General features: G+C 34.1%; 23 protein-coding genes, 1 tRNA gene and 1 pseudogene. 9 read left to right on the top strand and 16 right to left on the bottom strand.

Translation table 11 applies throughout. From position 1 onward, the window contains the following. Positions 1-644: 644 nt before the first annotated feature. Positions 645-842 (top strand): hypothetical protein, encoded by a 198-nt coding sequence (locus AC5LW9_RS08590; protein WP_198229078.1) that lies wholly within the window; start codon positions 645-647, stop codon positions 840-842. Between the two features lie 347 nt (positions 843-1189). Then, positions 1190-2533 carry a prephenate-dependent tRNA uridine(34) hydroxylase TrhP gene (gene trhP, locus AC5LW9_RS08585; RefSeq protein WP_086327448.1) on the top strand — a complete coding sequence of 448 codons (1344 nt, stop codon included), beginning with the start codon at positions 1190-1192 and terminating at the stop codon, positions 2531-2533. Between the two features lie 54 nt (positions 2534-2587). On the opposite strand, the gene proA is transcribed toward trhP, so the two are convergent. The 7 genes from proA to gpt all read right to left on the bottom strand — a co-directional run bounded on the left by proA (position 2588) and on the right by gpt (position 8341). After that, positions 2588-3841: a glutamate-5-semialdehyde dehydrogenase gene (proA, locus tag AC5LW9_RS08580; protein WP_493455658.1), complete on the bottom strand. Its 1254-nt coding sequence runs from the start codon at positions 3839-3841 to the stop codon at positions 2588-2590. Positions 3842-4081: 240 nt separating this feature from the next. Further along, complete coding sequence (locus tag AC5LW9_RS08575) at positions 4082-4510, bottom strand: hypothetical protein (protein ID WP_198236084.1); 429 nt, start codon at positions 4508-4510, stop codon at positions 4082-4084. Between the two features lie 219 nt (positions 4511-4729). Beyond that, on the bottom strand, positions 4730-5152 hold the full coding sequence (locus tag AC5LW9_RS08570; protein ID WP_039127450.1) for a hypothetical protein: 423 nt from the start codon (positions 5150-5152) through the stop codon (positions 4730-4732). A 35-nt stretch (positions 5153-5187) separates the two neighbouring features. Then, entirely contained in the window at positions 5188-5478 is a 291-nt protein-coding gene (locus tag AC5LW9_RS08565) for a hypothetical protein (RefSeq protein WP_493455657.1), read from the bottom strand. A 21-nt stretch (positions 5479-5499) separates the two neighbouring features. Then, complete coding sequence (gene proB, locus AC5LW9_RS08560; RefSeq protein ID WP_334322265.1) at positions 5500-6609, bottom strand: glutamate 5-kinase; 1110 nt, start codon at positions 6607-6609, stop codon at positions 5500-5502. 26 nt (positions 6610-6635) lie between these two features. Beyond that, positions 6636-7892 carry an esterase FrsA gene (gene frsA, locus AC5LW9_RS08555; protein ID WP_493455656.1) on the bottom strand — a complete coding sequence of 419 codons (1257 nt, stop codon included), beginning with the start codon at positions 7890-7892 and terminating at the stop codon, positions 6636-6638. Between the two features lie 17 nt (positions 7893-7909). Continuing rightward, complete coding sequence (gene gpt / locus AC5LW9_RS08550; RefSeq protein ID WP_039127501.1) at positions 7910-8341, bottom strand: xanthine phosphoribosyltransferase; 432 nt, start codon at positions 8339-8341, stop codon at positions 7910-7912. 252 nt (positions 8342-8593) lie between these two features. On the opposite strand from gpt, the gene AC5LW9_RS08545 reads away from it, so the two are divergent. From AC5LW9_RS08545 to serC, 6 genes and pseudogenes are all read left to right on the top strand, one after another. Beyond that, positions 8594-10057 (top strand): aminoacyl-histidine dipeptidase, encoded by a 1464-nt coding sequence (locus tag AC5LW9_RS08545; protein WP_334323834.1) that lies wholly within the window; start codon positions 8594-8596, stop codon positions 10055-10057. A gap of 215 nt (positions 10058-10272) precedes the next feature. Continuing rightward, on the top strand, positions 10273-11283 hold the full coding sequence (gene argC / locus AC5LW9_RS08540; RefSeq protein ID WP_493455655.1) for an N-acetyl-gamma-glutamyl-phosphate reductase: 1011 nt from the start codon (positions 10273-10275) through the stop codon (positions 11281-11283). Between the two features lie 94 nt (positions 11284-11377). Then, positions 11378-12157: an acetylglutamate kinase gene (argB, locus tag AC5LW9_RS08535; RefSeq protein ID WP_493455654.1), complete on the top strand. Its 780-nt coding sequence runs from the start codon at positions 11378-11380 to the stop codon at positions 12155-12157. A 107-nt stretch (positions 12158-12264) separates the two neighbouring features. Then, positions 12265-13482 (top strand): annotated as a pseudogene (locus AC5LW9_RS08530) (argininosuccinate synthase); the annotation flags it as partial. 269 nt (positions 13483-13751) lie between these two features. Beyond that, complete coding sequence (gene argH, locus AC5LW9_RS08525) at positions 13752-15125, top strand: argininosuccinate lyase (RefSeq protein WP_493455653.1); 1374 nt, start codon at positions 13752-13754, stop codon at positions 15123-15125. Between the two features lie 166 nt (positions 15126-15291). Beyond that, entirely contained in the window at positions 15292-16377 is a 1086-nt protein-coding gene (serC, locus tag AC5LW9_RS08520) for a 3-phosphoserine/phosphohydroxythreonine transaminase (protein WP_493455652.1), read from the top strand. A 65-nt stretch (positions 16378-16442) separates the two neighbouring features. Here the strand turns inward: serC and AC5LW9_RS08515 are convergent, their stop codons facing one another. Next, a complete protein-coding gene (locus AC5LW9_RS08515) occupies positions 16443-16802 on the bottom strand; it encodes a DUF4156 domain-containing protein (RefSeq protein WP_493455651.1) in 360 nt (119 codons plus the stop codon). Positions 16803-17013: 211 nt separating this feature from the next. Between AC5LW9_RS08515 and AC5LW9_RS08510 the strand changes: the two genes are divergently transcribed. Further along, a tRNA-Ile gene (locus tag AC5LW9_RS08510) sits at positions 17014-17090 on the top strand. A 225-nt stretch (positions 17091-17315) separates the two neighbouring features. On the opposite strand, the gene AC5LW9_RS08505 is transcribed toward AC5LW9_RS08510, so the two are convergent. The 8 genes from AC5LW9_RS08505 to AC5LW9_RS08470 all read right to left on the bottom strand — a co-directional run bounded on the left by AC5LW9_RS08505 (position 17316) and on the right by AC5LW9_RS08470 (position 24025). Continuing rightward, positions 17316-17534, bottom strand: a complete 219-nt coding sequence (locus tag AC5LW9_RS08505) for an Ogr/Delta-like zinc finger protein (RefSeq protein WP_080692454.1) — start codon at positions 17532-17534, stop codon at positions 17316-17318. Between the two features lie 242 nt (positions 17535-17776). Continuing rightward, entirely contained in the window at positions 17777-18913 is a 1137-nt protein-coding gene (locus tag AC5LW9_RS08500) for a contractile injection system protein, VgrG/Pvc8 family (RefSeq protein WP_493455650.1), read from the bottom strand. A gap of 7 nt (positions 18914-18920) precedes the next feature. Further along, positions 18921-19349: a phage tail protein gene (locus tag AC5LW9_RS08495; protein ID WP_198236004.1), complete on the bottom strand. Its 429-nt coding sequence runs from the start codon at positions 19347-19349 to the stop codon at positions 18921-18923. A 1-nt stretch (position 19350) separates the two neighbouring features. Next, a complete protein-coding gene (locus AC5LW9_RS08490) occupies positions 19351-21684 on the bottom strand; it encodes a phage tail tape measure protein (RefSeq protein ID WP_493455649.1) in 2334 nt (777 codons plus the stop codon). 143 nt (positions 21685-21827) lie between these two features. Then, on the bottom strand, positions 21828-21950 hold the full coding sequence (locus AC5LW9_RS08485) for a GpE family phage tail protein (RefSeq protein ID WP_086326492.1): 123 nt from the start codon (positions 21948-21950) through the stop codon (positions 21828-21830). Between the two features lie 8 nt (positions 21951-21958). Continuing rightward, positions 21959-22258, bottom strand: coding sequence for a phage tail assembly protein (locus tag AC5LW9_RS08480; RefSeq protein ID WP_144093005.1), 300 nt, complete (start codon positions 22256-22258; stop codon positions 21959-21961). Positions 22259-22323: 65 nt separating this feature from the next. Beyond that, positions 22324-22836, bottom strand: a complete 513-nt coding sequence (locus AC5LW9_RS08475) for a phage major tail tube protein (RefSeq protein ID WP_086326490.1) — start codon at positions 22834-22836, stop codon at positions 22324-22326. 13 nt (positions 22837-22849) lie between these two features. Continuing rightward, entirely contained in the window at positions 22850-24025 is a 1176-nt protein-coding gene (locus tag AC5LW9_RS08470; protein WP_198229064.1) for a phage tail sheath protein, read from the bottom strand. Between the last annotated feature and the right edge of the window lie 177 nt (positions 24026-24202).

Raw genomic sequence — 24202 nt, 5'->3', positions numbered from 1 at the left:
TTATCGCACTTAATTTACGAACAAAAATGCAAATTTTGCTGATTACTATTTAATTAAATTGTGTGGCTGCGATAATAGGTCATTTGTGGTGAGTTCAAAGATTTTATAATAAATAAAATTCTTTGATTATTTCATGCTAATCTAACATAAGAAGAAAATGGAAAGTTCTATTATCAATTAACCATTATGTTGATAATCGTTTGATTATTATAAATATTTCAATACAGCCTTATGTAAACAACGATAAAACAGATTTTAAAATCAGATTTATTATTTAATTCATAATAAACATGATCTAATCAATATAAACTCTCTATGAGTGCGAACTTATAAGTTATATATTATAAATTATACAATTTTTTTAATAATCGATTTGAGTTTTAGAATGGACTTTATTATAGGTATTTAAAAGTCTACAAACACCATGATGAAAAAATCTACTATCAATGAAAGCTGGCTAGAGATTGATCTGTGTAATAAAGTTATTTTTTTTAATATGTTACCATTTTTATCCACAAGTTTATTCAAGGGTTTTGGGGATAATAATTGCTGAGTTTTTATAAGTGAGAACAAAAAATTGCAAGTATTGAGCTATTTATAAATACGTTTTATTTAATTGTTAAACTTTTCTATTAAGGCCTATTATGAGTTATTTTAATTATCATGCGAAAGCAAAAAGGTTAATTAAAGAGGGTCATTTGGTTGGGTATGAGTTTGTAGATAATTGGAATGGTATAAAACCAGCATTAGTCCTTTATTTTGATGAGGCAAAGCCTATGCCGATCCGAGAATATCGTTGGCAAGAATATTTGCCATTACTTAATAGGGGTAAAGAAGAGTGATGTTTTTAAAATTGTGCAATGTTAATTAAGTAAACAATACAGTCAAGAATTTCAATTTATCTTGTTTTTATCATAACAATTAAATTCGTTTCTAAATGATTTTTGAGTAATTAGATTATATAAATTGGCAATTAAAAAAATTTTATAATCACGCGTTACTTCAAACCGATAATAATTTAAATATATTATGTGACATTAACTTCTAATTAATGCGATTAAGCTTTGTGTGACTCACCGTTGATACAATAAATTTGCCAATTGCTAGGCTTAAGCGTAAAATGCCAGCCTATTTTTGCTTAACCTATTACAATACTGTAATACTGACTTGAAATCAGAGGCATTTTTTAATGACACTTTTATATGCAAAACCAGAGTTACTTTCTCCTGCTGGTTCCCTTAAAAATATGCGCTATGCGTTTGCTTATGGTGCGGATGCAGTTTATGCTGGACAACCTCGATATAGCTTACGTGTTCGTAATAACGAATTTAATCATGAAAATTTAGCTATTGGCATTAACGAAGCCCATGCGCAAGGTAAAAAGTTTTATGTTGTTGTTAATATTGCGCCACATAATTCTAAATTAAAGACCTTTATTCGAGATTTAGAGCCTATTGTCAACATGAAACCAGACGCCTTTATCATGTCCGATCCTGGTTTAATTATGTTAGTCCGTGAACATTTTCCAGAAATGGAAATTCACTTATCTGTGCAATCGAATGCCGTTAACTGGGCTACTGTAAAATTTTGGCACAAAATCGGATTAACTCGAGTGGTCTTGTCGCGTGAATTGTCATTGGATGAAATTGCTGAAATTCGAGAAAAAGTACCAGAAATGGAGCTAGAAGTCTTTATTCACGGTGCGCTTTGCATGGCATATTCTGGACGTTGTTTACTTTCAGGTTATATCAATAAACGTGATTCAAACCAAGGTACATGTACTAATGCTTGCCGTTGGGAATATAAAATTGCGGAAGGCAAAGAAGACGAAGTAGGGCAAATTGTACACAAGTGTGAACCGATTCCCGTTCAGCAAGTGGAGCCAACTTTAGGTATAGGTTCCACTACGGATAAAGTGTTCATGTTAGAAGAATCAGGACGTCCTGGCGAATATATGCAGGCTTTTGAAGATGAGCATGGCACATATATAATGAACTCCAAAGATTTAAGAGCAGTTGAATTGGTCGGCGATTTAACTAAAATTGGTGTACATTCATTAAAAATAGAAGGTCGCACTAAATCTTTTTATTATTGTGCTCGAACTGCTCAAGTTTATCGTCAAGCAATCGATGCAGCAAGTGAGGGTAAGCCTTTTGATCCTCGTTTGTTAACTGAGCTTGAATCTTTAGCTCACCGTGGTTATACCGAAGGATTTTTACGTCGTCACAAACATGAAGATATGCAAAATTATGTGCATAGCCATTCAGTATCAGACAGACAGCAGTTTGTTGGTGAGTTTAGTGGAAAACGTTTAAATGGTTTGGCTGAAATTATTGTTAAAAACAAGTTTTCAGTAGGTGACAGTGTAGAGATGATGACACCTAAAGGTAATACGACTTTTATTATTGAACGTATGGAAAATAAGAAAGGACAACCTGTGCCAGCTGGACTCGGGGATGGGCATATTGTTTATATTCCAATTCCTGAAGAGATTGATTTGAATTATGCCTTATTGATGAGGAACTTCGATTAGTCTAGAAATTAATTAAAACTGTTCGGCTTCACCGAACAGTTACTTTAATTGTTATTATTGACGAATCAAATCATCACCATAACCAATCCATTTATACGTTGTTAATGCTTCAAGTCCCATCGGTCCACGTGCATGTAGCTTTTGTGTGCTAACAGCGACTTCAGCACCTAAACCAAATTGTCCACCATCGGTAAAGCGAGTAGATGCATTGACATAGACAGCCGCTGCATCGACTAAATTGACAAACTTTTCAGCATTGGTTAAATCACGTGTTAATATTGCTTCTGAATGACCACTGCCGTATTCGCGAATATGTTCAACCGCCAATTCAAGTGAATCAACAATAACTATATTTAAATCTTTGGATAGCCACTCTTGACGTAATTCTTCATCTTCAACAGGAAACACGTTGGCAACACCTGTTTCTAAAATTTTGAATGCCTCTGCATCGGCATGTAATATAACCTGATGATCCGCCATAATTTGACTCAGTTTAGGTAAAAATGTTCTAGCGATTTTTGTATGTACAAGCAATGTTTCTAGAGTATTACATGTACTTGGTCTTTGAGTTTTAGCATTTAAAATTATAGGGTACACTTTATCAAAATCGGCACTTTCATCGACAAAAGTATGGCAAACACCAATTCCACCTGTAATAACTGGTATGGTTGAATGTTCACGACAAAGTTTGTGCAACGAGGCACCCCCGCGAGGAATAATCATATCAACATATTTATCAAGTTTAAGTAGTTCATTGATGTATTTTCGATCGGGATTATCAATAAATTGTATTGCTGTTTTAGGCATACCCACTTGCTCCAGTGCTTGTTGAATAATGGCTACGGTTGCACGATTGGTATGGATGGTTTCTTTACCTCCTCTTAATATAGCTGCATTACCCGTTTTAAGGCAAAGTGTAGCAATATCAATCGTCACATTAGGACGAGCTTCATATATTACGCCTATCACACCTAATGGTACTCTGTGACGCTGTAACTTTAAAGTGTTTTCTAAAGTGGCTCCATCCATAATTTGACCAACAGGATCGATTAGTGAAATTACTTTTCGCACATCATTGGCAATTGATAATAATCGTTCAGGTGTTAATAATAAACGATCTAAAATCGCTTCATTTAATCCTTGTTCTTTGGCTGCTTGGATATCTTTTTCATTAGCAGCAAGAATTGTTGTGCTGTGTTTTTCCAATAAATCAGCGATAACCGCTAAAACTTTATTTTTAGTTGTAGTAGGGCATTGCGCTAATTGATAAGAAGCAAATTTTGCCTCTTTTCCCATTTGAACTATCATTTTAGACCTTTATTAATTTGATTCACGAATATCTTAGAATAAATTGGACTTTCCTAAAAAGATTTCTTAATTGAATATTACAACATGTATTAAAGTAAATATCATTACTTTAATACAACGATATCCTATTTTTAGCTATAGTGATGACTTCATATTAAAAAAATATATCTGTGAAAATACTTTTTAATTATCAGACAAAACTAAAAGATGAATGCTTATGATTTTGCTTTTGCTTTAGTATTAATTGGTTAATGTTTCTTTATCTTTTAGACAAGTATGTAAATTATTTAAAAGTTCAGTTTTAGTATTATCATCCAAACGATTAAAAGGAATTTTCAAATTTTCTTCAGTCTTACTCGTTTCGTTGTAATAAGCAATAGATATATATTTTTTTTCATATTGTATGGATTTTATATTTTTAAAAAATACTTTGTTCTCCTCTTTCATTGGAGTTGGTCGCAAAGTTATAAAATCTTCACCAATAGTAATATAAACCGACATATATTGAAAAACAAACATTAATAGAGAGCATGTAATCATGATAATAGATGACACACTTTTAACGGGTAATGCTAACAGGAGAATGATTCCAATGACTCCTATCACTATTGTTGGTAATAAAAAACGGCGAGCATAATATTCTTTTACTGTTTGATTTTGTGATTCCATTATTTATCCTTATGTTAATAATTCATTATTTTATAATAATATTTTCTAAATTTACGGCGAGATCTGTATTCATAGCCGATAATTTTGCTTCTTTCTTGTGAATGATGTCTCGCAATTTGTACTAGAAAAGCATCACTCTTCTAATGTGGAGTTATCAATTTATTAAAAAGTTAAGAGCAAAGATGCCTTAATCTTTGCTCTAAATCATCATTTTTTATCTTATTGTTCCTTATCTTTTAATACAGTATGTAAAGTAGTTAGAAGTTTTTCTTTTGCCTCATCTTCCATGACTGATAAAGGTATTTTTACAGTTTCCTCTTTATTACTAATTTTGTTTTTGTAATTAATAATTACTTTATTTTTTTGATAATCAATTGATGAGATTTCTTCAAAAAGCATACTCACTGAACCTTTTAAAGGTGCAGTAGGTCTATAAGTAATATAATCATCTCCAATTGAGATATAAATCATATTAAATTGCCAAATAGCACGAAAAAGTAAGATTAAAGGTACTGCTAGACTTACATTTTTACCTATAGGAAGTATTAACAGCATGAAAAATACTATGATACATACTATCATCAAAAAAATTACGTTACGTCGGGCTTGAAATTGTTCTATATTTTGATTTTGAGATTCCATTTATTATCCTTAACAAAGTAATATCCATGATATTTCTATGAATTGCGTCTTTCTTCTAATGTTGCTTCATTAGCAAGACTAATTATTTTTTTAGCACCAAAAACCCCAATTAACCCCAAAGGAACAAATAATATGCTGCCAATAATAATTAAAGTACCTGCTAATTTTTTATTTTTTCCTGCAAATAATATTCCTACCGTACTTGTTAAAGCAAATATGAATGCAATTGGTAACATGATTCCATAAAGTTTATCTTGAAGTGAATTCATGTAAATGATTAATACACCAAACCAGTTGGCTATTACACCACCTATAGCTAGTCCCATTTTTTATTTCCTTATTGTTTGTTATTTAATAATCATATCATTTCGATGTACGGCGACAGAGCCGTACTCATAGCCAATAATTTGGCTAATTTCTTGTGAGTGATGTCCGGCAATTTGTTTTAATGCATCACTATTATAACGGCTTACCCCACGAGCTATACTTTTACCTGTTTTATCACAGATATCTATGACTTCGCCACGAGAAAAGTTTTGTTCAACCTGTAAAATACCTTTGGGTAAAAGTGAACTACCATTATTTAAAATGGCATTTACTGCGCCATCATCTAATAAAACTTTGCCCGCTTTGGGCGCACCGAATAACCAATGTTTACGATGCTCTAAGGGGGTCTTAGGCGGGATAAAGCGTGTGCCAACTGATAGGTTATTTACAGTATCAATAATAACATTTGGTTTATTACCTGCCGCAATAATAACTTCAATTCCGGCACTTCCTGCTACTTCGGCCGCTTGTACTTTAGTACCCATTCCACCAGTACCAAGCCCAGAAACACTGTCTCCAGCTATACTACGTAAATTATCGTCAATATTGTCGATTTCATGAATTAATTTAGCATTTTTATTTGATCTTGGATCGGCGGTATATAAACCCGCAATATCTGTTAATAAAATTAATTTGTCGGCTTCAGCTAAAATAGCTGCTAGGGCGGATAAATTATCATTATCACCAACTTTAATTTCAGCGGTTGCTACTGCGTCGTTTTCGTTAATAATAGGAATAATGTGATTGTCCAACATGGCTTTTAAAGCATCTTGCGCATTTAAAAACCTTTCGCGATCTTCAAGATCGGCACGTGTTAACAACATTTGGCCAATATAAATTTTGTAGATTGAAAAGAGTTGTTCCCAAAGTTGTATTAGTTTACTTTGACCAACCGATGCAAGTAGTTGTTTTGATGCAACAGTATTGGGAAGAGTAGGGTAGTTAAGATATTCTCGACCAGCGGCAATCGCTCCAGATGTAACAATAATAATTTTATGTCCATCTTGATGTAAACTAGCACATTGCCTAATTAGTTCGACCATTTGTGCACGATCTAACTGTTTTGTGCCACCGGTCAATACACTGGTTCCTAATTTAACAACGACAGTTTGTTGTTTTTTAATGGTCATAACATACTCTTATTTTAAATCAGATCTTACAAAACCGACTCCATCCATTTTACGGACTGAGTTAATGCATCATGCAAGCTTTTTTGTAATGGTGTTTTAGGTATGGTTACTAATTTACTTTGTTTAATTGAACGAATCAATTTTGCTTCATTTAAATTACTTAATACATCTTCTTCAAAAATAATATTCATGACTGGTACAGGGCATGCATGAGTTAATAATCCTTGATTCTTAAGTGAAAAATAATTTAATTCTGCTGCTAATTGCAAATTAGATATAGAAGGTAATCCAAGGCGACTAGCCAACATGTCTTTGTAGCTATTTGGTAGGTTTTTTTGCAAATCTTTATCTACAAATATTTGATGAACAAAGGGCGTAAAATTGAATAAACCTTTAACCTTATTAGGCATCAAATAAGCTAACCGTGTTGCAAGATGAGATCCGAATCGAAATCCTGCTAAAATAACGCGACTATCATCAACCCATGGAACGGACGAAAGTTGTTCTAATATTGCTTGATGAATCTGGCTACTATTTTGAGTTAAAGCAAAATTACGGCTGTATCCCACCGTTGGTAGATCAACTGTTAACATAGCGAATCCGCGAGGAGCTAAATATTCTTTAAAATAACGATAATAATCAATTTGTAAATTGCCCAATGCATTACATATTAATACAACAGGGCAAGTGTTGTCCGTTTTTGGTAAGTGCAAAAACGTTTTAACACTACGACTCTCGACTTTAAATTCCAGCTCTTTGACTGTAAAGGGGGAATAATTGAGTGCTTTCATATAAGCTTGATAAGCACAAGTTTGTGCATACATAGCGAGTTCATCATTTTTGAAATGTGGATAACTAGCAATGCTTGAATATTCACTCGCGATAAGAAAATAATTGTGTAAATTAATTTTATCTTCTTCACTCGGGTTTTCTTGATCGATTGAATCAGCTTTAGATTGCCACAATGCAGCTTGATTTAAAAATTCATAAACCCAATTACCTGATTGATAACCAATAACAGTATCTAACCATTTTTCATTTGTATGACGTTTTGTTGAAGCAGCAATTTTGGATAAAAGTTCTTCAACCTCTAATTTAGGTAATCCTCGCCAAATCCATAAAAAAGGGTTAATGATCCGATACCATCTTGAATCAATTTCACCATCCAAAGGACTTATGCTACTACCGTCGCTACTGTCTATACGATTAATAAGCGCTGATGTTTCAGGATATTCGTATTGTGGTTTAAATATCTGAGCAGATAAATTTTCGGTAGTAGTCATAATTGTGTTTAATATCCTTATTGATTATCGCTAATAGGTTTAACAAACATTACCCCTGTATCCCAAGGTTGCTCAATCCAAGTGTCTTGCGCAATGTCAACAATATAATCATCAACAAGTGGTTTACCTGCTGGTTTAGCAAAAATGGTAACAAATCGAGCTTTTGGATACATTTCACGAATAGTATGGGCAGTGTTGCCTGTGTCGACTAAATCATCAACAACAATAAAGCCTTCACCATCACCATTTGCTTGTTTTAAGATTAACTTTTCACGTTGATGATCATGATCATAACTTGAAATACAGACTGTATCTACGTAACGAATACTTAATTCACGAGCTAGGATAGCAGCAGGAACTAGACCGCCACGGCTGACAGCAATGATACCTTTCCATTGGTTTGCAGGTAACAAACGTTTGGATAGTTGGCGCCCGTAAGATTGTAACATTTCCCAAGTGACATTAAATTTTTCTTTTTCAGCGATAAGTTCTGCTTTATGCTGTTTTTGGGCTTTGATTTCTTCTTCTGTTAAAGTTTGTTCTATTGACATGAGTAACCTGCAATTTTAATCGAATATACAAATATAATAAATTAATATTAATGGACTAAAAATAGATGTAAAATTGCACCTTATTATAAAGCGATTACACGAAAAAAACTACTCATTAATTTATTACTGACACAATATTGAGGTTAAATTATGCTTTCTACTTTAAAGCCAAAATCTATTTGGCAGATTTTTAACGATATTTGTAAAATTCCACATCCATCTCATCATGAACAAATGATTACTAAATACATCGTCGATTTTGCAAATACCCATCACATTCATTGTGAACTTGATAAAGTTGGTAATATCTTATTAACGAAACCAGCCAGTAAAGGCATGGAGAATTGTCCATCTATTGCCCTACAAGCACATATGGATATGGTGCCACAAAAAAATGAAGGAACCGTTCACGATTTTACTACCGATCCAATTCAACCTTATGTTGATGGTGAATGGGTAAAAGCTAAAGGTACAACTTTAGGTGCGGATAATGGTATAGGATTAGCTTCAGCACTAGCGGTTTTAATTGATCCCACCATTGAACATGGCCCTATTGAAGTTTTAGTTACTACGTCAGAAGAAACAGGTATGCATGGCGCCTTTGGTCTTCAACCTAATTGGTTAAAAAGTCATTATCTAATCAATACCGATTCAGAGGATGAAGGGGAAATATTTACAGGTTGTGCGGGTGGTGTTGATTTTACTTCCACTTTTGCAGTTGCATACGCAGTCATTCCAGAAAAGCATGATTGTTATATAAGTATTTCGCTTAAAGGCCTAAAAGGGGGACATTCTGGTTGCGATATTCATTTAGGTCGTGGTAATGCAATTAAATTAATGGCCCGTTTTTTAGCTGAATATGCGCAAGATGTTTCGTTTAGATTAGCTGATATAAAAGGTGGTTCGTTGCGTAATGCCATCCCTAGAGAAGCTTTTGTTGAAATGACATTAAGTAAACAAGATTTACCTCAACTGGAATCTATTATTAAGCAATATCAAACAATTTTAAATGATGAATTAGGGCATGTTGAACCTTCTATACAGATAAGTTTAGCTGAAGTAACTTCTGATAAAGTTAAACGTGTATTAACTATTGAACATCAAAATAAAATAATTAACTATTTGCATGCTGCGCCTAATGGGGTTGTTCGTATGAGCGATCAGTTGCATGGTGTTGTCGAAACGTCTCTTAACTTAGGTATTGTTAATATTATAGAGAATCAATTAAATACGCATTATCTAATTCGTTCACAAGTTGATAGCGCAAAAGATGCAGTTGTTTCAACTCTGATATCGCTTAGTCAATTAACCAACGCCAATTACGAAATCAGTGGAGGATATTCAGGTTGGGAGCCAAACTTGAATTCAAGTCTTTTACAATTAGCTAAAGATAAATATTACGAAATATTCTCACAAAAAGCTAAGATTATGGTGATTCATGCAGGACTTGAATGTGGATTGTTTAAGCAAGCTTATCCAAATATGGATATGATATCAATCGGTCCAACAATTGTATCACCTCATTCTCCAGATGAAAGAGTGAATATTCAAAGTGTTATTCGATATTGGGAATTACTTATAGCGATATTAAAATCCGCGACTCAATTGAAATAAACTATTCATTTTATATGCCTGCTAATATTTAAGAGCAGGCATAGTTAACTTAGTTTTTTATTTTAATTTTTTACTTTGTATTTGCATTAGTATAAACAGCGTTTATTGAAAATAAATTCATAAAAAGTGAATAAAAATTCATTTTTTGCTTGTGTTAACTTTATAAATAACCTACTATATATAACATTGTTGCACTTAAATAAATTAGGATAGACATGTTAAAGGCAATTATTATTGGAGCGAGTGGTTATGCAGGTGCAAAATTAGCTTATTATTTAAGTAAGCATCCACATATTGAATTAATCGCTTTAACGGTATCGGAAAACAGTCAAGACGGCGGTAAACTTATTTCTGATAATAATCTACATCCGCAATTAAAAGGAGTAATTGACCTACCACTCATTGCCACATCTGATTATTCTTGTTATATCAATGATGTTGATATTGTCTTTTTAGCTACAGAGCATTCTGTTAGTCATGAAATTGCCCCTTACTTTTTAGAAAAAAGTTGCACAGTTTTTGATTTATCTGGTGCTTATCGTGTTAATTCTCCAGATTTTTATACCGATTATTACGGTTTTACCCATCGGCATCAAAAATGGCTAAATAAAGCTGTTTATGGTTTAGCTGAATGGAATGATGATAAGATAAAACAAGCGCAATTGATTGCTGTTCCCGGTTGTTACCCTACAGCTGCACAATTACCACTTAAACCTCTAATTGAAGAAGATTTATTAGATAATACTCAATGGCCAGTCATTAATGCGGTCAGTGGTGTAAGTGGTGCGGGTCGAAAATCAACGCATAATAATAGTTTTTGTGAGGTAAGTTTGCATGCATATGGGCTGTTTACTCATCGCCATCAACCCGAAATTGCAAAACATTTAGGGCAGCAGGTTATCTTTACACCACATTTAGGTTGTTTTAAACAGGGTATTCATGCAACCATTACTTGTCGCGTTAAAGAAGGGGTAACTTCTCAAGATATCCTTAATGCATTAAATAAATACTACAAAGATAAACCACTAGTTCGAGTTTATGAAAAAGATTGGCCTGCTTTAAAAGCAGTGGTAGGTCTGCCTTATTGTGATATTGGTTTTGCCTTAAAAGATCGTCATCTGATTCTGATTTCGGTTGAGGATAATTTATTAAAAGGTGCTGCCGCTCAGGCTGTGCAATGTATGAATATTCGTTTTGGTTATGAGCAAACCACTTCACTATTATAATAGACAAATGATTTTTAATTATTATTTTGAAGTCTAAGTAAATAAATCTGATTTTGGATAATTAACCAAAATTAAAACTACATAGGAAGCAGAAATGAAACCATTAATTATTAAACTTGGCGGTGTATTACTTGATAACAAAGATGCTTTAAGTAATCTATTTGTTATTATTCATGAATATAAAAAGAATTTCCGTCGACCATTAATTATTGTTCATGGAGGCGGTAGCCTTGTTGATTCATTAATGGATCGTTTATCCATGCCAGTAGTTCGTCGTAATGGTTTACGTGTTACACCAGCAGATCAGATTGATGTAATTGTTGGTAGTCTTGCTGGTAGTGCGAATACCCAATTATTGTCAGAAGCCAAGAAACTACAAATATCGGTTGTTGGACTCTGTTTAGCTGATGGTAATAGTGTTGAAGTGAAACAGATTTCCGAAGACTTAGGTTATGTAGGTGAAGCTAGAGCCGGCGATCCAACTCTAATCAATTTATTGATAAATTCAGGTTATTTGCCTATTGTCAGTTCAATTGGTATCACTGAAGATGGACAAATGATGAATGTTAATGCGGATCATGCTGCAGTAGCTTTAGCCAAAACTATAAATGCGGATTTGGTTTTGCTTTCTGATGTGGTGGGCGTTCTGGATGAAAACAAACAGCTCATTCAATCTTTAACGCGAGCGCAAGCCGATCAGCTTATTGCAAATGGCGTAATTACCGATGGTATGGTTGTCAAAGTTAATTCAGCGTTTGAAGCCGCAAAAGCATTAGGGCGGTCTATTGATATTGCAAGCTGGAAACAAGCAGATAAATTAATTGAATTATTCAATGGAAAATCAGATATAACAGGCACAAGAATTATTGCTTAAATAAAATACAAACAGTATATTAGACAAGTTACCAATATTTAAAATATTGAAAACATATAAATATTAGCTCATTTACTTATCGTAAGTTAATTTAGAAAGGGTATAGCATGAAAAAGAGTAAAACAAAAAAGGTTGTATTGGCTTATTCAGGTGGTTTGGATACGTCAGCGATTATTCCTTGGTTAAAAGAGAATTATGGCGGATGTGAAGTTTATGCTTTTGTGGCTAATGTTGGTCAAGATCCGAAAGAATTAAAAGATGTCGAAAAAAAGGCTAAAGCATCGGGTGCGGTAGCTTGTAAAGTTGTCGATTTACGAGAAGAATTTGTTAAAGATTATGTTTATCCAGTATTAAAAACAGGTGCTTTATATGAAGGTACTTATTATTTAGGGACCTCAATGGCTCGACCAATTATTGCTAAAGCTCAAGTGGAATATGCTTTAGAAGTTGGAGCAGATACACTTTGTCATGGAGCAACAGGTAAAGGTAATGACCAAGTTCGTTTTGAAACAACCTATACGGCGCTTGCTCCACAACTTAAAGTAATCGCTCCTTGGCGTGAATGGGATTTACGTTCGCGCGAAGCTCTAATTGATTATTTAAAAGTTCGTAAAATTCCTACCACAGCAACCGTTGAAAAAATTTACAGCCGTGATGAAAATGCATGGCATATTTCTACAGAAGGTGGCGTTCTTGAAAGCACATGGAATCAATCTAATGCTGATTGCTGGGCTTGGACTGTCTCACCAGAAGATGCACCAAATAAACCAGAACTTGTCACCATTGGTATTGAAAAAGGTGAAGTTGTTTCAGTTAATGGAAAAAAATTATCTCCATATAATTGCGTAGCAACATTAAATAAAATTGGTGCAAAACATGGTGTAGGTCGTGTCGATATCATTGAAAATCGTTTAGTAGGTATCAAGTCTCGAGGTTGTTATGAAACTCCGGGTGGAACCATCATGATGACCGCTTTAAGAGGTTTAGAGCAATTAATTTTAGATCGTGACAGTTTCAAATGGCGTGAACAATTAGGTTTAGAAATGGCTTATGTTGTTTATGATGGTCGCTGGTTTGCTCCATATCGTCGTTCAATCCAAGCGGCTGCAGATGTTCTAGCCGAAGATATGACGGGTGAAGTTGTGGTAAAACTTTATAAAGGCAGTGCAACTGCTGTACAAAAGAAATCTCCAAATAGCTTATACAATGAAGAGTTTGCTACATTTGGTGAAGATGAAGTTTATGATCATAGCCATGCCGGTGGATTTATTCGTCTATTCTCATTATCGTCACGCATTCGTGCTTTAAATGAAGAAAAGCAAAAACAACCAGCCAAAAAGGCTAAAAAAACTGCAACCAAAGCAGAAGATAAGGAAAAAGCGACAGCTAAAGCCAAAACTAAATCCAAAGCGAAAAAGTAATTTCTGATTTGCAGTTAAATTAAATAAAGTAACCAATATATACAGGCAATGTCCTGTATATATTGCTTTTACTGTTGATTAAATTTAAATTTATTATAAAAATATAACCAGTTAACAACGATAAATAAAAATCGTAGTACAAATAATTAAAGAAAGATAGTATTGAGGTAATTATGGCATTATGGGGTGGGCGTTTTAGCCAAGCGGCAGATCAACGATTTAAACAATTTAATGATTCATTGCGTTTTGATTATCGTCTTGCAGAGCAAGACATCATTGGATCAATTGCTTGGTCTAAGGCATTGGTTACTGTTAATGTCTTATCTTATGATGAACAGAAAAAATTAGAAAAAGCTTTAAATGAATTACTTAATTCGGTTCAACAAGACCCGCAGCAAATTTTACAAAGTGATGCGGAAGATATTCATAGTTGGGTGGAGCAAAAATTAATTGAAAAAATTGGTGATTTAGGTAAAAAACTACATACAGGTCGAAGCCGAAATGATCAGTCAACCACCGATCTTAAATTATGGTGCAAGGTTGAAATATCACAATTAATTAATGCGATAAATCGTTTACGCCAAGCGCTAGTTACAACGGCAGAACTACATCAAGATGCTGTGATGCCTGGTTACACTCATTTACAACGCGCTCAACCGATTACTTTTGCACACTGGTGCTTAGCCTATTTTGAAATGTTAACCCGAGATATTAGCCGATTACAAGATACATTAAAACGCTTAGATGTCAGCCCTTTAGGCTCTGGAGCATTAGCAGGCACAGCTTATCCAATGGATCGCGATGAATTGGCTTACTGGCTCGGTTTTGCAAAAGCAACTAATAATAGTTTAGATTCCGTATCCGATCGTGATCATATTCTAGAATTACTTAACAATGCTTCCATTGGTATGGTTCATTTGTCGCGTTTTGCTGAAGACCTTATTATTTTCAATAGTGGCGAAGCAAATTTTGTTGAATTATCCGATAGAGTAACTTCTGGTTCATCACTTATGCCTCAAAAGAAAAATCCTGATGCATTAGAACTCATTCGCGGTAAAGTAGGGCGAGTGGCTGGAGCATTAGCTGGCGCTATGATGACACTTAAAGGTCTGCCTTTGGCTTACAACAAAGATCTTCAAGAAGATAAAGAACATTTATTTGATGCTATCGACACATGGCAAGAATGTTTAGATATGTCAGCTTTAGTTTTAGAAGATATCAAAATCAATTATAAAAATTGCCAAGAAGCAGCAAAACAAGGTTACTCAAATGCAACTGAACTTGCTGATTATTTAGTCTCAAAAGGTATCCCTTTCCGAGAAGCTCATCATATTGTTGGTGAAGCTGTCGTTGGAGCAATCGCAAAACAAAAAGCATTAGAAGAACTCTCATTGGAAGAATTAAAGTTGTTTAGCACAGTTATAGATGAAGATGTTTACGAAGTACTATCGTTAGAATCTTGTTTAGCCAAACGTTCAGCTAAAGGTGGTGTATCGCCACTACAAGTTAAAATTGCTATTGAAAACGCTAAAAAGCAGTTATCCTAATTATCCGAATTATTTTTTTAATTATCTGATACCTTGCCGACAACCAGTCGGCATTTTTATGCAAATCTAGCGATTTAACAAATATTTTTACTAATAATGTGATTGTATATCTTTTAAGAGAGTGTAAAAATAGAGCTCTTTTTTAAATGGATTGAAGTGAACTGTAATGAGTAGAAGTTATAACTTTAGTGCTGGCCCAGCCAAATTACCTGTTGATGTATTAAAACAAGTACAAAATGAACTGTTAAATTGGCATAATACTGATGCTTCTGTTATGGAATTAAGCCATAGAGGCAAAGATTTTGACGCATGTGCTATTGAAGCAACAGACGATCTGCGTGAGATATTAAACGTACCGAAAAATTATAAAATTTTGTTTTGCCAAGGTGGGGCTCGAGCACAATTTGCCGCTGTACCATTAAATATTTTAGGTAATAAAACTACTGCCGATTATATAAATAGCGGATATTGGAGCCAATGTGCTGCTAAAGAAGCCAGCAAATATTGTCAAATAAAGGAACAAAATGTTGTTGTAAAAGAAAACGGTCTAACCTCGATTAAACCTATGTCTGAATGGAAATTAAGCGATGATTCGGCTTATGTTCACTATTGTCCAAATGAAACTATTGACGGTATTGAAATTTTTGAAGAGCCTAGTTTTGGTGATAAAACAGTTGTTGCCGATTTTTCATCTTGTATATTATCGCAACCCATTGATGTAAGTAAATATGGCATAATCTATGCGGGAGCACAAAAAAATATAGGTCCATCAGGTATTACCATTGTTATTGTACGTGATGATCTTATTGGTTATGCTCATAAAATCCTACCGTCGGTATTAGATTATAAAACTTTGCAAGATCATGATTCAATGTTTAACACCCCTCCAACATTTGCTTGGTATATGTCTGGATTAGTTTTTAAATGGATTAAAAGTCTTGGGGGATTGAATGCAATGCAAAAGCGTAATCAAGCTAAAGCGCAATTACTTTATCAATTTATTGATCAATCTGATTTTTACCGCAATACTGTTGCTACAGCTAATAGATCGATAATGAATGTTACTTTCTTATCGCCAAATGAAGAACTCGATAAAAAATTTGTTAGCGAAGCAACTAAGGTAAACATCATTGGTATTAAAGGTCACCGAATTGCTGGTGGTATGCGAGCATCGATCTACAATGCAATGGATATTGAAGGAGTAAATTACTTAATTGATTTTATGAAGCAATTTGAAAAACAAAATGGTTAAACTAAGTTTAAATTTAAATTAAAAAAGGGAGAGAATAAGATCTCCCTTTTTATTAAATAATAATCTTATTTACAACTATAAACTTCACCGATCATGACAGCATCCGTTGGTGCAATATCAGAAATATATTGTTGTGAGGCATCTTGCGCATTGTAAATCATATTTCCACCCATCGCTGCGGCATTATTCCTAAGTTCCGATGCTGCATCACGAATAAGCTCACTGTGAGTTTTCAGACCTGAAAAGAAAGTACTACGACGTCCTTCTGCTTTACCTAAATATTGACAGTTAGCAGCAGGCTTAGTATCAATAAACTGAACTTGACTACCACCAGCCGTAGGTTGATAGTTAGAACCACTACAGGCATTTAGAAACAATGCTGTTGAAATGGCTGTACTAATAAGTAATAATTTTTTTATAGACATAATATTCCCTCAACCAATAAAGCACAAAATAAACCAAATTATTGTATCAGGATAATTCAACAAATAATATTAGATCTTATAATTGGACAAAATCCAATAAAATAAAGCTTAATAAATAAGCAAATCAACCTTTTTTATTAATTTAACTATAGCAAATTCCATTTAACTCTATTATAATCGCAACCCTACTAAGTCAGTAGCGCATCTAAATGGCCCCTTAGCTCAGTTGGTCAGAGCAGTCGACTCATAATCGATTGGTCACTGGTTCAAGTCCAGTAGGGGCCACCATCAAAAACATTTAATTTCAATAAGTTATTTCCTTTTATAATATTTAGTTAATAGTGTAATTTTTGGCTGTGGCGATAAAATGGCGGTTGATATTTTTCGAATTTAATCTTTTTATCTTGCAAAATAGAGATAGTAGATAGTAGATAGTAGATAATAAAAGTAAACCGTTAATAGTTGAGCTAGGAATAGGGAACCAGGTCGGTTGTGATTCAACCTGGTAATGTTTTAGGCTTTTTTGGCGTGTCGGCTGTATGGCGATATTGGTATGTTAACTTTTGGATCTGGGATTGCGCTTGGTACAATAGTTTCAGATATTGATTGCATTGCAGTGAAAGTATGTCCGCAAAATATGTTGGAGCATTGGTAATACTGTTTGCGGGTTAAGTTACTAATTTCTTCACTCGATCTTATAAATGTTTTATTTCGACAATGTGGACATTTCATGTGACAAACCTCTTTTATTAAGTTTAATTTAATTTTACATTAATTTAAACTTAAGTCTAGTGTTTTTTTATTTTACTTTTTATTTAATTTTACATTGCTTTTGATTAAATGGCCGTAAAGTTTAGATGAACTATAGCTTGATTAGCTATCAATTTTAATAAGTTTTTTGATTAAGTTGATGACTCTTTGTGATGAGCCATCATTTACATAGGTTTAAAATTATTCACCCAATCTTGTTAAGGTTATTTTACTGTGCCTTTAGGCTTTTTGGTTGGGAGTATATTTTCGTAACTTTGTTCTTGGGGTTTTATTTCCAATTCAACTTCAGTTGTAAATCCTGATTGTTTACTTAATGAATGTGTACATTTAGCAATGGTCCATTGGGTTGAGTTTATTTCTGGTTTGAAACCAGTAACTTCAACAGGCATTTCAGTAAATAAATCCGGACGACCTAAGGCAAGTTTAAGTTTAAAAAATGCTGTACCACGTTGAATTTTTTTCATTTCACTTTTAGCAGCTTCTATAGCGCTTTCTTTATTTGCAAAGATATTTCTTAAAACTTTGATTTTATCTTTAGAACCTTCATAATAAACAGAACTCTTATCTAATTGTTCTTTATAGATAATTTTTTGTGGTTCTTTAGTTGGGTTTTTGTAATTATACCAGAATGTTTGCACACCAGCATATTGATTACGATTACTAATTGTATAAGAGTGTGAGTTTCCTGACTCTCTTTTAATTTTCGCAGGAGGAATAGTCTTGCCATTTACGGTTATTCCTAGCCCTTTATTGAAGACGATCAAGATATCATTTTTAACGGTGATCCCACCACCATACTCATCAATTAACCGTGTAAGAAAAGAACTGTCTGATTCTCGGGTCTGGTCAATATGTGGAATATATTTTGAACCTATTTCTTTATCATAGCGATAAGTTAAATTATTGCGTTTAGCAATGGTAGCGATTAAATTACCTAAAGTAATACTATCATAAGATTCTTCACGATTAACACTTATTATTTCTCCCGATAGATTGGCACTAGTACCTTGAATAGTGATGATATCAGGTGTTCCAGAATGCGTGACTTGAGTAATGGTAAAAACATTTTTTATATTTGCTTCAAAGATTACCTCTTCTTGGTTGTCCATCGTAGTTCTTTTGTTATCAGCACTCCATCCAAGCGTAATTTCTAATTTAACCCCTTTTTTGGGTAAATTAACTTTTTGATCGGAATCATCAATAACTAAAGTTATTGTATCTGCTTGAAATCCATTATTATCGACAAATGTCATTGATATTAGACGATTATCAAACTTTTTAGTAATGTCTTGTTTATTATTATCATCTAATAATAAAATTTTAAAGAAAGGGCTTACCATGTTGTACCTATATAATAATATCAATAATATCTTTGATGGCGCCTTCACCAAAGAAGTCTGGAATATCAACTTTAGTTAGGTTTATTGTGAAATCGATTTTTCTTGGAGAACCGTGGCGATCTAGTTCGGTGTAAGTTTTTTCTACACTATTTAAAACAAAGAAACCAAGTGGTACACCATCCCCTTCAATTAGTGGCATTGGTACTGATAAATAAGCCATACGTTCTAGAACTTCAAGGCTGACTCTACCATGAGTTATTTCACTATATACTGAACCAGATAGGTTTATTGTTTCGTTATTAGGTCCTGTAAACTGTAATGCTGAGCGTTTATTAACTCTATTATTACTAGCCCAGCTCCAACTTTTGTTTACTTTCATACTTTTGTAGGGTAATGTTTTTAAGCTGAAAACAAAAAATCCGTAACACATCATCATTTTAGTAGATATCCCTTAAGCTGCTTTTAATTTGAAATAGTTGTTGTTGCTCTCGACGATCCAGTTCTTGAGTGATAGCTCTAACTAACTCTTGTTCATTCATGCCAGGAGCTGCATTGATGGTGATATAGTATTGTGATGTTCCTCCTTGAATATTACTAATCCCCGAATTGGCAATAGGATCTGTTCTATTATTCATGGTATTTAATGGCATGTGTGGCGCATTTGTTGTGACTTTGTTAGCAAACTTACTCATTGAGTCTAGCGCAACGTCTTGTGTTCCATCGATCCCAAGTTGATAGCCTTCAATAGTGTTAATACCAAACTCTTTAAAGACTTTTGATGGTGAATTAATTCCTAGTTTTGATTTGAACCAACTACATATATTACTAGCGACATCTGATATGCTATCTTTTAACCCGTTCCATGCATTTTTGATACCATTTGTTAGGCCGTCTATAATATCGCCGCCAATTTTTAAAAACTTATTGAATAATCCATTTTCACCAGTAAAAATTTGTCCTATTTTGTCAGGTAGTTCTTTTATTTTGTCAGGTAATGACATAATAAGATCCCAAACATTACTCACTACTTCAAAGAGTGTTTCAAATAGTTTGATTGGTGCCATAATGATGCTACCAACAATTGAACCAAAAGATACTCCTGCCGATTTACAACTTTCAAACTCTTCATTAGTTAATTTGATTGGCGTTAATAATTGACTAAACCAATTAATCACTCCGCCTATTGCATCACCTATAGCGCTAAATACCGGACCTAAGAATGAAAAAGTATCAATGATTGGCTTTATTTCATTAGTCAATCCTTCCCAAAAACCACTGAAAAAGGCACTAATTGGTTCCCAATATTTTCTTATTACAAGAGCAGCAGCGGCAATTGCCATAACGACAATCCCAATAGGATTGAGTAAAAATGCTCGACCAACTGTCGAGATAACAGTGCCTAAACCTTTAAATGCACTCGTTAAAGTTTTAATCGGAATTTCTCCTAATGCGCCTAATGCTGTACTTGCCATAGAGGTGATTGAAATTATTTCCATAAAGGTCGCGACAAAAGTAGGGTGGTTATTTACCCATTGCTGAGTATTTGCCATGAGATCTGTTAACCATGGCATTGCTCCAACTATTACTCCTTGCATGGAACCGCCCATCGAACTTAAGAGGTTATTAAATGTGGCTTTTAATAATTGAAATTGTGACGCAAAACTTTTACTGTCAATATCTGCTTTTATTTGTAAAGAACCCATTGCATTTGGATCATTAATTACTGATTGTTGTTGAGTAAGTAAAGGCAAATTATTGGTAAGTTTGCCCGTATTTTGGGCTTGTTCACTACCAAATAACTTACTAAGAATTTCTGTTTGTTGGGTAGTATTCTGTTGTTTAATAGTTGTCAGTACTTTTTGTATTGTGTCAATGGCATCAATTGACATGTCTTGTTCTATTTTACTGGCATCGAATCCAATTGACTGTAATGTTTGTTGGAATTGCTCTGATTGCGTTGTGGCTTTTGATAAACTATTGACGATAGCATTGGTGGCAGCAATCGCACCATCTGGTTTTATATTCAGGTTTAAGAACGTTGAATTTAATGCCATAACTTGTTTGAAATCGAGTTTATCAGCAATATCATCCATACCTTTTAACGAACTAATGATATTAGCTGCATTAACATCGGTGTTGTCACTTAGATAATTAATTGTGTCGGCTAAGTTTTCAATATTTTCTATCGGAATATTAAATAGTTTGGCAATTTCACTCATATCTGTTGCTAATTCTTTAGCTGGTAAACCAAACGCGTTGGCTGACATTGCCGTGATTTTGGTAAAGTTTAGCAGTTTTTTTTGTTGTTCACTTATTGGATCGCTTTGTTTGGTTATACCTAATTTGGCATTAGATTCTACTTGTTCAGCAATATCTAATGCTCCTCTAGCTGTCGGTATTTGTTGACTTAGTGATTGAATTTGCTCTTTCATACTGCCAAATAATTCAGTCGGTTTGCCTTCTAGGTCATAAAGCCCTTTAAATTGCCTTGCAATTTTATTCATGGCTTGATCAAGTTCAATAAAGGACTCAACTTGATACAATATTGGTTTGCCAAGATTTGTGCCAATTTCTTTTAGCTTTTTACTTGGCGAGCTTTTTTTTTCTTTGTCATCTGAATTTTTGTCAGTAGTTTCCGTATTAGCCTGTGTATTAACTTTTTTTGACTGACTAGTTTCAGAAGACTTTGTATTTGATCTAGGCTTATTCGTATTGTTAGCTCCAGATATTTTATTTTTTTGATTTGGTTTTTTCTTGGATTTTTTGGACATAATTAATTAACTCTGTTTCTCTGATTTTGATTAATGATGTTTATGTTGAGTGCATTAATTGTGTATTGATTCGTTTTTTTAAATTATTCAAAAAATCAATGCTGTCAAACGGTACCTTTTATTTTTGATAATTTTCTTAATGATTATTCAGAATTATTGGTACCGTTTCTGACGCGGGCATGCTCTCGCCATTCCATAAGTTCAGATAAGTTTAATTCATCCATGGCAGATGGTTGCCAGTGAAAGATTAGCGCAATATCTGCCATTGCCTCCTCTACTCGGTTGGGGATTCCTTGTTGGCATCGTTCGAGTTCTGGGACAAAAAATTAATTACCTCTTTAGTGATCTCTGATAAGTCAATTAAATCTAAATTAAATACTTCATGTTCAGCAATTGATGGAGTGGTAATGCGTGGTAGTACTTTTGCTAAAGAGTCGATATCTAAATCAATAAATTCGATTAATTTAACGCCACGTAAATCACCGGTTAAAGGTTTGCGGACAGTAATTTCATTTATAGTTGTTTTACCTGATTTTAGTCCAGTTTTTAACGTAATTTTTTTGCTGTTAGTCATTTGTTTTCTCTCGTAAGAAGCCCTCGCGGGCTTTTTAATTTAAATGATTAGTTTTAAATTAATGGTTATAGTCCAATGGCACTGCGTGCTTTGGATAGACGATCTTCACCGTTTACTTTGTCGATCATGTTGATAAGGTCGATTTCAGTAATTTCTTCGTTGTTGATGATCTCTTTATAGTATGTACATTGTGTAGTGATTTTAGTCGAGTTGCTTTCACCTTGTTTTAGTTCACCACGATCTTGTTCTTTGTGGCGCCCATTAACGATGATTTCGACTTTAACAAAATCTTCACTATCATCTTTTTGGTAAGCACCAGCAAAACGTAATGTAACACCATTGAGTAAGCCTCCATGCTGTTTAAGCACTTCGTGAGCTAACCCACCGATTGTCCATTCAACATTTAATGCGTCATCTTCATATCCCATGTCGATTGGCACGCTACCAGGCATACCTGCACCACGATAGTTTTCAAATTTTCTGGTTAATTTGGGTGGTGTGAATGATTCGACTTCACCAGCAAAAGATGTCCCGTTGACATAGACATTGAAGTATTTGAGTTTTTTAGGTAGAGCCATTTAATTGTTCTCCTTAGTTAGTGGCGACAGAATTAGCCAGCTCAACCAAATATTTATCGGTAATGCGTTGGCGTAACATAAGATTTTCAAGTGGTGGGACTGGTGTATAATCATAATCAATATATAATTTGCCAGCTTTTAGAATGTCTGCTGTATTAGCTTCAGGATCAAACCATGCTTTACCATCAATAATGTAGCCGTTAGATTTTAGTTCACGGAATTTATTATTAATTGATTCAACTAAGTCTTTAATTAAAGAGGCATGCATTGGTGCGTCAACTAATTGGAATTGTGCTTCAGCAATAGTGTCAGCTAATACTTGTGCTGTACGAGTGTAGTTTTCAAACGCAAATAATGTATCAGCAGAACAAGTACGAGATCCCCAGAAGCGATAGCCTTGATTGCAAATTAGGGTAGTTACATCGTGTTCGTTTAAGTAATTTGAGTCAGAGCTTTCTTCTTGCAAATCCCAAAAGACATCGTTAGAAATACCTGTGACACCATTGACAGGAACATTTGATAATGTTTTATGCCAACCAACTTTTTGGTCAATTTGGGCACGTAGTCCTAAAGCTCTAGCCGTTGCAGCTAAAGTGACATTTTGTTTTTGTGTGGTGTCAAAGCCGACAAAATCTGGCCAAATTACCATAGCTTCACGAGCACCTAATTTATCGCGATAAAGTACGGCTTGCTCTTTAGTTTTAGCACCATAAGCTGAAACATAACAAAAGGCACGTAATTTTTGTGCTAATGAGATTAGTGCGGTAGCAACAGGTAATGAGTCATAACCAGGCACACCTAATATACGTGGTTTTACTTTTAACTGAGTTTGTGCTGAAAGCAGTGCTTTCATACCGGTATATTTGCCATCTTCAGTCGTGGTACCAATGATATTTGCTTCAGTTTCTTCAATAGTTGCACCTTTTTCAACACGAACTGCAACAATAACAGGCGAACATTGATCTGCAATTGCTTCTAGTGTTGATTTAAGTGTTCCCGTCGAGCCAGCTTTACCGATTGCGGTATTGACATTTGTAATTAAGACAGGAGTGTTAAGTGGAAAATGCGTCGCATCGGCATCATCGCCAGTACAAACAATACCAATAACAGCAGTTGATACTGTTCTGATAGAGCGTGAACCTTCATTGATTTCGATGACTCGGACGCCGTGATGATAGTCGTTAGCCATAAGTTCTCCGTTGTGGTTTACATATCATAAAGTTAATGTACTTATCAATATTTACATATTTAATACAAAGGAGTTAGTGATTGGATTTGTAGTGGAAATTACTACAATTTATAGTGAAAATATTTACTTTATAAGATGTATATATCAGACATAAAAACTGCCATTTACTATGCTAAA

The sequence above is a fragment of the Gilliamella sp. LMG 34360 genome (assembly GCF_984568995.1).
This window is presented reverse-complemented; position numbering and strand designations above follow the sequence as displayed.